We start from the raw sequence: 9,772 nt of genomic DNA on the forward strand, positions 1-9,772 counted from the left end.
CGGTTCCTGTCCGGAAAGGGTCAGCCTCGGCGGCGATCAGGCTCGGTAGCCGTCGAAGAGCGGGCCGCCCGCCCGGGACAGCACCTCCTGGGCGAACGGCCCCGGATCCGCCCGTACGGCGAGCCAGCGTCCGGCCAGCGCGGGGTCGAGGTCGTGCAGTTCCCGCCACAGCCACTTGCCGGAGCCGAGCCAGCGGCCCGCCACCGACAGCGCGGCCCGCGCCGACGCGGGCCACAGGTCGGCGGCGATCGCGGCCCGCTCCCCGGGGTCGGTGGCGTGCCGCAGATCGTCCAGGGCATCCGTCAGGGAGTACCGCAGCCAGGCGAGTTCGGCCGGGCTCAGCGGCGGCGGCCCCTCGGCGAGCACCCGCGCGCACCGCTCCCGCAGCTCGCCCGGATCACCGGCCAGCGGGACGCCGTGCGCCAGCATCCGGTGCGTGCTCGGTTTGCGGGCGGCACGTTCGCGCTCCAGGATGCCGGCGAGGCGTTCCGGGGTGTGCACGAACAGCTCGACCGGCCAGCCCTCGAACACCAGGCTCTCCCGGAAACCGGGACCGTCGTCGCGCATGACCACGATGTCCAGATCCGACCCGGCCGTCCGGTGCGGCCCGAGCACACTCCCGGTGAGCAGCGCCCACCTGGCGTCGGGAAACCGGTCGCCGACGACGGCACGAGCGGCCTCGAGGGGTTCCATGCCGACATTCTCTCCGAGGGCGCCGTCACATGCCGGCTCGGCGGGACCGGGCTCAGGGCGTACCCGACAGGAAGAGGAACCAGAACGCCGAGGTCAACCACAGGCCGGTGATCGTGGTGAGGACCAGGCCGCCGAGCAGCGGCAGCAGCCACGGGCGGGTGGCGCGGGGACTGCTGAGCAGCAGCATCTTGGTGACGAACGCGCCGTAGAACAGGCAGCCGAACACCGAATGCGCCAGCGTGCGCGGGCCGGCGGTGCTGAAACCCAGCACGTAGAGGCAGTGGACCGCCATCGGCAGGGAGACCAGGACGGCGAGGCGGCCGGTCCAGCGGTGCGTGGCGGCGTTGCCGCGGAAGGCGGGCAGGCGGCCGTAGAGCGACAGCGCCGACAGCAGCTGGAGCAGGGCCAGGGCGGCGGCGGCCGACGCCAGCCACACCTTCGCCCGCACGTCCAGGAAACCCGCGGGGACCGGGGTGTGCAGGCGCGCGTAGACGCCGAGGACGACCGCGACGCCGACGCCCGCCGCCGCGGGCAGCCACACCCGCAGCACCTAGAAGCCCTCGCCGCTGTCGGCGTCGACGCCGGTCGCGCCGACGGTCACCCCGTCGACGACGGCGGTCCGGCCGGACACGTCGAGGCTCGGCGCGGGGCCGGGCACGCCGTCCGAGGAGAGCACCCCGACCTGGCTGCCGTCCGGCAGCACGATCCAGGAACCCTCGACCTCGGCGCCGCGGACCTGGGCGGTCGTGCGGTACAACCCGGACGGCTTCTCGACCACGCCGACGGTGAAGCCGCGGGTCTCGTCCTCGACGGTGATGTCACCCTCGGCCTCGCGGGCGGAGAACGTGCCGGTGAGCCGGCTGCCGCCGGAGCCCTTCAGCGCGAGTCTGCCGGCCTTCGCGGTGCCCTTCAGCCAGGCTTCGACACGCTTGCCGTCGCAGACGTACGCGATGGCGACACCGTCCCGGATGGACAGGGCGAGCGTGCCGCCGTCGTCGTCGACCCGCCCGGCGAGCGTGACCCGCAGGCGTTCCGCCGTGGCGGTGGTGGTCGCCGGGGCGGCCAGAGCGGTGGTCGACGGCACGGCCCCCGGCGTCGTCGCGACCGCCGGCGGGACACTGACCAGTTGATTGGCACTGTTCCCCCGCTCGCCTTTCCTCCGCTCGCTCGCCGATGCGGTCACGGTGATGCCGGTCAGGACCGCCGCCACCAGCGTGATCACGCCGAGGGTGACGAGTGGGCCGCGCCGCCATCGTGACGGCTCCCGGGGCGGCGGCGGCGCGGGCGTCTCCGCGGCCGGGCCGACGCCGGGCCGCAGGCGGGTCTCGTGCATCTCGCCGCCCAGCAGGCGTCCCGCCCAGTCGGACAGGTTGTCGCCGGCGGCCGGCGCGGGCGCCACCGGCTGGAAGGTGTCCGCGAGCCGGCGCAGGTAGGCGGCCACCTGCCGGGCCGCCGGCCGGGCCCGCGGGTCGGCGGCGAGACAGTCCCGGGCCATCGGGGCGAGCGCCTCGGGCAGTGCCGCCGGATCACCCTGCGGACTGCCGGTGATCAGCTCGACGAGCAGCACCCCGAGCGACCAGACGTCGGCGGCGGCGGTCGGCGTGGCCCCCGCGAAGATCTCCGGCGCGGTGTAGCCGGGGGTGCCGCCGGCCGCACCCCGGTCGGCGTCGTGCAGCAGCACCGCCACCCCGAAGTCGGTGATCCGCACCAGCGGCGGCGCGGAACCCCGGACGACCAGCACGTTCTCCGGTTTGAGGTCGAGGTGCACCACGCCCTGCGCGTGCGCGGCGGCCAGCGCGGCGGCGGTCTGCGCGGCGATCGTGGCGACCTCGGCCGGTGCCAGCCGGCCGCCGTGCTGCGCCAGGTGACGGCGCAGGTTCGGCCCGTCGACGAGATCCATCACCAGGGCCAGGGTGCCGCCCTCGACGATCAGGTCACGCAGCGCCACGATGCCCGGATGGTCCAGGTCGCGCAGCGCCTCCTCCTCCCGCAGGAAGAGCTCCCGGACCCGGCGGTCACCGGCGAACTCCGGCCGCAGCAGTTTCGCCGCCAGCGGCGGGCCGCCGTGCCGGCTGGACGCACGGTGGACCACCGCGACCGCGCCGCGGCCGATCTCCTCGTGCAGGAGGTATTCGCGGCCGAGTGGCTCCATGTCCCCGTGACCTTTCTTGATCGTTTATTGATCGTTCATGCGCCGCCGCCGGCGGTCATGATGTTCTGCGCGATCTTCTGCAACTGGTCCCGCAGTTGATCCAATTCCTGTTTGGCCTTGTCCAATGCGGCTTTCGTCTCCGGCCACGTCTGATCACGGAACTGCTGGGCCAGCGGCCCGTCCCACACATCGGGGTTGGAGAGCATCTTGCCCTGCGCGTCGAGCTGGGCGATCTGATCGGTGAGGCCGCCGTTCACGATCGCCTGCACCTGCTGGATGGACGTCTTCGCTTGGTCCGTCGAGAGTACGCGTCCCGCCATCTGTCCACTCCCTTTCTCCGGACTGCCATTGTCAGCACGGTGGCCCTATCATCGCAATCATTGCCGGATCCGAGGGGATGGCGATGGTCGATCTACGGGGGATAACCGAGGACGTTCCTTTCGATCATGCGGCGGCGACTCGGCTCGCCGCCCAGCTGCGCGCCTCCGCCGACGAATGCGAGGGCCAGATCCCGCGCCGCAGCACGGTCGCGGGCATCGCCGCCGAACAGTGGCGCGGCGTCTACGCCGGACAGTTCACCGGACGGATGGACATCTGCTACGCCGACGCCCGCCGCCTGGCGACGGCGATGCGCCAGGCGGCGAACCAGGTCGACGAACTGAGCCGGCTGGCCGCCGAGGAGCAACAGCGCCGGGAACAGGCCCGCGAATGGCAGCGCCGGCAGGAGGACGAGGGCCTGCTGGACCAGATCGGCGACTTCTTCTTCGGCGAGGACGACCTGCCACCGGTCCCGGACCCGATCACCCCGCCGGTCTACACCGCCGACGTGACCACCGTCGGCAGCCGGGAGTGACATGCCGACCAGCGCCGCGCGGCCGGACGACCTGGACGCTTTCGTGCGGGGCAGCCGGGCCGCGGACGAGGAGTTGCGGGTTCGGGTGTCGCGGCTGCGGGAGGCGTACGCGCAGTTCCAGGACGGCAACCGGTGGGGACGTTTCGAGGCGTCGTCGCTGATCGGCGCCTTCGGCCAGTATGTGGATCTGAACGAGGCCGACGCGCGGTGGGTGGCGGAGATCGCCCGGGCGTTCCGGGCCGCGGGTGGGGATGGTGATCTGTCGCGGTTGCCGGATGCGGCGCTCGCGGCGAGTCTGCGGTCGGCCGGGCTGGGCGACGCGCGGGCGGCGGTGACATTCGACGACCCGATCGGGTACGGGTTCCCGCCGACCAGTGGCTTCGCGAACGATCCGGTGAACACCGCGTCCGGCAATCTCGTCACACTGTTCCGGGTCACGCCGGGGTTCACGATCGTCCACAACAGCCGCTCGGGCCGGACGGGGGCGTTCGGGCCGGGCTGGTCGTCGTGGGCGGACGCCCGGTTGTTCGCGGACGCGGCCGGGGCGAGTTTCGTCGGCCCGGACGGCCGGCGGGCGGTGTTCCCGCGCCACGGTGCGGGGTACGGCCGGGTCGCCGGGCTGGCAGCCGTGGTGCGGCCGAGCGGTGACGGCCTGGAGATGCTCGGAAACGACGGCCGGAGCTGGGTGTTCGACGCGGCGGGCCGGCCGGTGTCGGTGGAACGGACCCGGTTTGAGTACGACGCCGAGGGGCGTCTGGCGCGGGTGGGGGAGACCCGGCTGGCGTGGTCCGGCGAGCGGGTTACGTCGGTGGGGGAGGTGTCGTTCGGCTACGCGGACGGGGTGCTGGTCGCGGCGGGGGACACCCGCTATGAGGTCTCGGCGAGCGGGCGGGTGCTCGCCGTGGTGGACGCCGACGGTGTCGCCGCGGTTCGGAACACCTATGACGACGAGGGGCGGGTGATCACACAGACCGGAAACTTCGGAAATGTCAGTAGTTTCGCCTATCTCCCTGGCCGAGTCACCGTGGTCGGGGAGACCGACACCTATGTCCACGATCAGCAGGGCCGGTTGCTGGCGGTCACCGATGGGCACGGGCGGACGCTGCGGCGGACCTACGACGAGTGGGGCAATCCGGTCACGGTCACCGACCGCAACGGCCACACGGTGACGATGCGCTGGGACGAGCACGGCCGGCTGCTCGAACGTGACGGTTTCCGGTACACGTACGACGAGTTCGGGCGGGTGGTGACGGTCGTCGCCCCGACCGGCGGGCAGGTCCTCCACCGTTACGAGGGTGCCGGGCGGATCCCGTCGGAGATCCGCGACGCCGAGGGCGGCCTGACCCGCCTGGATGTCCGTGACGGTCTGGTTCACGGGGTGACCGACCCGGACGGTGTGACGTTGACGTTCACCCTCGACGGGTCCGGGCAGGTCACCGCGGTCACCGACGCGTTCGGCGGCACGGCCCGGATCGAGCGGGACGCCGTCGGCCGGGTGATCGCCACCCGCACCCCACTCGGCAGGGAGACCCGGTACGGGTACGACGCGTCCGGTCGTCTCGTCGAGCGCCGGACACCCACCGGTAACCGCTGGACCTACGAATACACGCCCGCCGGCCGGATCACCGCGATCGTCGACCCGTCCGGCGCCCGCCACGAGACTCGGTACGGCGAGCACGGCGCGGTTGCGTCCACCGTCGACCCGCTCGGCCACGAGACGACCCGCGCGTACGACCCGTCCGGCAACCTGACCCGGCTGACCACGGCGGACGGATCCGGCTGGGAGTTCACGTACGACGTGCTGTCCCGCCTGACCGGCGCCACGGATCCGTCCGGGTACACCTGGCTGCGGGAGTACGACCCGGAGGGCAATCTGACCGCCGCCGTCGACCCCGAGGGCACCCGGCGGACCGCGACGACTGACGCCCGCGGCCGGGTCGTCGCTCTGCACGACGGCATGACCGGCAGCGTCTTCGAGCACGACCCGCTCGGCAGGGCTACCGCCCACCTGCGGCCGGACGGCACCACGGCCCGGGCGGGCTACGACCGGTGCGGACGCCGGACCACGGTGGAGGACCCGCTCGGCGGCGTGACCAGGATCGAGTACACGCCGGGCGGCCGGATCCGGCGGACCACCTCACCGGGCGGGCGGGTGACGACCTTCGAATACGACGTGGCCGGCCGGCGTACCGCGGTGATCGACCATGCCGGACGGCGGACCGGACTGCGGTACGACGCCGACGGCGCGGTGATCGCGGCGGGGGAGCTGAAGTTCGGGTACGACGGGGACGGCCGGCTGACCCGGCGCGGCGACGTGACGATCGGCTACGACACCGTGGGCCGGGTGGTGGCGCTCGGCGAGCGGCGCTTCGGCTATGACCCGGCGGGCCGCCTGACCAGCGCGACCGACGGGCTCGGCCGGCACACCCGCTACGGCTACGATCCACGCGGCAGGCTCACGCGCGTCGTGGATGCCCGGGGCGGTGTCACCGCGTACCGGTACGACGCCGCCGGGCGCCTGACCGCGGTCACCGATCCCCTCGGCCGGGTCAGGGGTTACGCCTATGACCGGGCCGGCCGCCTGGTCGAGAGCACCGACGGCGCCGGGCGGCGTCTGCGCCGTCGTTTCGACGGCTCGGGCCGGATCGTCGAGCTCACCGCGGGTGACGGCACCCGCCTCACGTTCCGGCGTGACAGGGTGGGCCGTCCGGTTGCCGTCGCCGACGGGCACGGCGCGGTCGGCCTCACCTGGGACCGCGCCGGACGCCTGATCGCCAAGAGCCGCGGGGGCCGCACCGTGCGCCGTCGCTTCGGCGCGGACGGCGAAGCCCTCGCCACGGTCCTCCCGGACGGCTCGACGTGGGAGCGGACGCCGCGGGAGACCCCTGCCCGGGTGCTGCCGCTGCATTACGACGCGGCCGGTCAGTTGGTCGCCGAGGGCCAGACCCGTTTCGTGTACGACGAGAGTGGCCGTCTCGTGGCGGACGGTGACGTGGCGTGTGTCTACGATGCGGCCGGGCAGTTGGTGTCGCGGGGCGGGGTCGTCTACGAGTACGACGGCTCCGGCCGCCGGATCCGGGAGGGCGACCGCCGCTCGTACGAGTGGGACGCTTTCGGCCGTCTCGCCGCTGTCTACGACGACGGCTGCCGGACCGGCCTGCGGATCGACCCCCTCGGGGAACTCGCCGAAGTGGCCGGGCAGCAGGTGCTCTGGGACCACGACGTGTGCTGGCTGGACGACCGGCCGGTGCCGCCACGGGAGGAGGCCGGGCGCGATGCGTGGGGTGCGCCCGCGCTTACCGGCCCGGGTATCGGGTTCCGCGGCGAGCTGGAGTTCGCCGGGCTGACCTGGCTGCGGCATCGGGTGTACGACCCGTCGTCCCGTTCGTTTTTGAGTCCTGATCCGTTGCCGCCGGTTCCGGGGACGGCCTGGTCGGGGAACCCGTACCACTACGCGGGCAACGATCCGGTCGGCCGTGCGGACCCGTCGGGGTTGCGGCCGGTCACGGATGCCGAGCTGCGGTCCTACCGGGACGACATGGGCAGCGGCTTCTTCGAGGACGCCGCGGATTGGGTGGGCGACAACTGGGAGTACCTCGCCGCCGGGGCGATGGTCGTCGGCGGTGTGGCGTTGATGTTCACCGGCGTCGGCGGCCCGGCCGGGATCGCGTTGATGGCGGCGTCCGGGGGTCTGCTGGCCGGCGGGATCAGTGCCGGGGTGCAGAAGTTCACGACCGGTGAGGTGGACTGGGGGCAGGTCGCGGTCGACGGCCTGATCGGTGCCGCCGGTGGTGGGCTGGGCGCGGGTGCGGCGGCGGTGGCGAGCAACTCGGCGCGGCTCGCCGCGACGAACCCGTTCGTCCGGGAGTTGGCGATCAACGGCGCCGAGTCGGTGGTCGGCGGCGGCGTCGAACGCGGCCTGACCGGCGGCGACATCTTCAACCCCCGGGCCCTCGCGACGGACCTGCTGACCGGCGGAACCGTCCCGGTGCCGGCCGGCAAGCTGTCGGGTGGGGGAGGGCCACCGCTGCCGCCCCGCGAGGTGGGAGTAGACGCCAACCCCCTCATCCAGGGGCTGGACTTCGGGCAGACGGCCCGGCTGGACGCCGCCCTGGCCGGGCGAGCGCCGGTAGTGTCGCCGCAGGCGATGAACGAATACCTGGTCAGAGGCTCACAGGAACGCATCGACGACTTCCTGGAGCAACGTGGCGGCCGGGTGGGAGCCCAGCCGACCGACGCGGAAGCCGCAGCATTGAGGGAGCGTGCGACAGAGATGAAGGATCCGTTCGGCAACTCCCGGAAACTGGGCGAGGGCGACTCGCGGGTGGCGGCCTCGGCGATGCGTGACCAGGTGCCGCTGATCACCGACGACCGGCGTTTCACGAACTTCCTCAAGGACTACCCCTACCCGGTGGAGCCGTTCTGATGGGTGCGTTCAGCGTGGTCACCGCGCCCGAGGAGACCTGCCCGCACTGCGGCAGCCGAATCCGGCGGGGTGTGCAGTTCAAGTACGGCGCCCTGTGGGCGAACCGGTACGCGGTCGGCGATCCCGTCGAGTGGGGTGCCGGCGACGCGGGGGAGCCGGCCCGCCTGGTGCAGGTCATGGGCGATCCGGAGCCCTGCCCGGTCTGCGGCGACGAACCCGAGTGGGTCTACGACATCGTCGTGCGGGACGGCGTGATCGTCTCGGTCGAGCGAGGCACCAGCGACCCGTATGTCGGCTCCGACGATTACGTGGTCGTGCTGGAGCAGTGACCCACGGCCCGGGGGTGATGGTGAGCGATGCGGACGAGTGCGCCGTACCTGTGACGCGTGGAGCAATCCGGTCACGGTGACCGATCGCAACGGGCACGTGACGACGTTCGCATGGGACGAGCGGGGGCGGCTGCTGCGGCGGGGACCGGTGTCGTACCGGTACGACACCGCGGGACGCGTGATCGCGATCGGGATGGACGGGACGACCCACCTGCACTACGACGGCGAGCGGATGCCGAGCGAGATCGTCGACCCGGAGGGCGGGGTGACCAGGCTCGACGTGCGGGACGGCCTGGGAGAGGTGGGCATCGGGGAGGTGCTGACCGCCGGCCTGATCGGCGGCGCCACCGGTGTGGTCGGGGCGGGCGCGGGCCTGTTCCTCAGCAACTCGGCGCGGCTGGCCACGGTCAGCCCGTCCCTACGCGATCGCCGGCCTTCCGCAGAACATCCTCGGCACCACCGACCGGGCCGGGAACATCGTCATCCGGCCGGGACTGTCGGCCGACGACTTCGCGGAGACCCTGCGCCACGAGACGGTGCACTCGATGCTGACCGCGAGCAATCGCAGGGTGGCGGACCTGCAGATGTCCGCCTACAACTCGTCCCACCTCTGGCGCTACGCCGAGGAGGCGCTCTCGGAGACCTACGGAACTCTGAGCCCGCTGAAGGGACTGACCTTCCCGCTGACCGCCCCGGGGTACGACATCGCGCCGAAACGCCTGATCGCCGAGGCGGCCGGGGCGGCCGGAGTCGTCGGAGGGCTCGGATTCGGTGGCTATCAACTGGCGGAGGGGATCTTCGGTGCGGATCGACCGTGAACAGGCCGTCGCCATCGCCCGGGCTGCTGCCGACCGGGCCGGGAAGGAGTGGATCGGGCCGATTCATGTCGGCTGGGGATGGTGGCGGTACACGATCCGGACCCGGGCCGACTTCCGGGGCGGAAATCTGGTGGTCACCGTGGACCGGCGGACCGGAGGAGCCACGGTTTCCGGTCCGTCGCCTCGATGAGGAAATGATCGGGAGTGCTTTACGGCGTACCCGATGAAGATCTTTTGAAATTGATCAGTGTGATTGGTGCTGGCAATTTCGGGGGAGCGTGCTTACGATCGGCCCCTGCGCCATTGTCCGGGGGTGATGGTGAGCGATGGGGACGAGTGCGGCACGTCCTGACGATCTGGACGCGTTCGTGCGGGGCAGTCGTGCCGCCGACGATGAGCTGCGGGTTCGGGTGTCGCGGTTGCGGTCCGCCTATGCCGATTTTCAGGACGGTAATCGGTGGGGTCGGCTTGATGCCTCGTCGTTGATCAATGCGTTCGGGC

Annotated in this window: 9 protein-coding genes; 5 read left to right on the forward strand and 4 right to left on the reverse strand. The window is 72.3% G+C overall.

Annotated features, from left to right (window positions below; all coding sequences use genetic code 11):
* Positions 1-36: 36 nt before the first annotated feature.
* From QSK32_RS32900 to QSK32_RS32915, 4 genes are read right to left on the reverse strand one after another with little or no spacing between them, the layout of a single operon-like run.
* Positions 37-693, reverse strand: coding sequence for a nucleotidyltransferase domain-containing protein (locus QSK32_RS32900; RefSeq protein WP_045748492.1), 657 nt, complete (start codon positions 691-693; stop codon positions 37-39).
* A 52-nt stretch (positions 694-745) separates the two neighbouring features.
* The gene (locus QSK32_RS32905; RefSeq protein ID WP_045748491.1) at positions 746-1,243 is read right to left on the reverse strand and encodes a DUF6529 family protein; all 498 of its coding nucleotides are present in this window, start codon (positions 1,241-1,243) and stop codon (positions 746-748) included.
* On the reverse strand, positions 1,244-2,845 hold the full coding sequence (locus QSK32_RS32910; protein ID WP_045748490.1) for a protein kinase domain-containing protein: 1,602 nt from the start codon (positions 2,843-2,845) through the stop codon (positions 1,244-1,246).
* Positions 2,846-2,880: 35 nt separating this feature from the next.
* Positions 2,881-3,165 (reverse strand): hypothetical protein, encoded by a 285-nt coding sequence (locus QSK32_RS32915; protein ID WP_045748489.1) that lies wholly within the window; start codon positions 3,163-3,165, stop codon positions 2,881-2,883.
* A gap of 83 nt (positions 3,166-3,248) precedes the next feature.
* Between QSK32_RS32915 and QSK32_RS32920 the strand changes: the two genes are divergently transcribed.
* The 5 genes from QSK32_RS32920 to QSK32_RS32940 all read left to right on the forward strand — a co-directional run bounded on the left by QSK32_RS32920 (position 3,249) and on the right by QSK32_RS32940 (position 9,461).
* Complete coding sequence (locus tag QSK32_RS32920) at positions 3,249-3,698, forward strand: hypothetical protein (RefSeq protein WP_157411654.1); 450 nt, start codon at positions 3,249-3,251, stop codon at positions 3,696-3,698.
* Between the two features lies 1 nt (position 3,699).
* Positions 3,700-8,124: an RHS repeat-associated core domain-containing protein gene (locus tag QSK32_RS32925; protein ID WP_285474047.1), complete on the forward strand. Its 4,425-nt coding sequence runs from the start codon at positions 3,700-3,702 to the stop codon at positions 8,122-8,124.
* Complete coding sequence (locus QSK32_RS32930) at positions 8,124-8,453, forward strand: hypothetical protein (protein WP_285474048.1); 330 nt, start codon at positions 8,124-8,126, stop codon at positions 8,451-8,453. The genes QSK32_RS32925 and QSK32_RS32930 overlap by 1 nt, the downstream gene beginning before the upstream one ends.
* A 350-nt stretch (positions 8,454-8,803) precedes the next feature.
* Positions 8,804-9,271 carry a hypothetical protein gene (locus QSK32_RS32935; protein WP_285474049.1) on the forward strand — a complete coding sequence of 156 codons (468 nt, stop codon included), beginning with the start codon at positions 8,804-8,806 and terminating at the stop codon, positions 9,269-9,271.
* Positions 9,255-9,461, forward strand: a complete 207-nt coding sequence (locus tag QSK32_RS32940; protein ID WP_285474050.1) for a hypothetical protein — start codon at positions 9,255-9,257, stop codon at positions 9,459-9,461. Before QSK32_RS32935 ends, QSK32_RS32940 begins: the two co-directional genes overlap by 17 nt.
* The last annotated feature ends 311 nt before the right edge of the window (positions 9,462-9,772 follow it).

Source organism: Actinoplanes sp. NBRC 101535 (genome assembly GCF_030269225.1).
Lineage (GTDB): Bacteria > Actinomycetota > Actinomycetes > Mycobacteriales > Micromonosporaceae > Actinoplanes > Actinoplanes rectilineatus.

Excerpts from the sequence above, each read along its gene's own strand:
- QSK32_RS32900 (WP_045748492.1), bottom strand. The coding sequence starts at position 693 with ATGGAACCCCTCGAGGCCGCTCGTGCCGTCGTCGGCGACCGGTTTCCC.
- QSK32_RS32910 (WP_045748490.1), bottom strand. The coding sequence starts at position 2,845 with ATGGAGCCACTCGGCCGCGAATACCTCCTGCACGAGGAGATCGGCCGC.
- QSK32_RS32915 (WP_045748489.1), bottom strand. The coding sequence starts at position 3,165 with ATGGCGGGACGCGTACTCTCGACGGACCAAGCGAAGACGTCCATCCAG.
- QSK32_RS32920 (WP_157411654.1), top strand. The coding sequence starts at position 3,249 with ATGGTCGATCTACGGGGGATAACCGAGGACGTTCCTTTCGATCATGCG.
- QSK32_RS32925 (WP_285474047.1), top strand. The coding sequence starts at position 3,700 with ATGCCGACCAGCGCCGCGCGGCCGGACGACCTGGACGCTTTCGTGCGG.
- QSK32_RS32930 (WP_285474048.1), top strand. The coding sequence starts at position 8,124 with ATGGGTGCGTTCAGCGTGGTCACCGCGCCCGAGGAGACCTGCCCGCAC.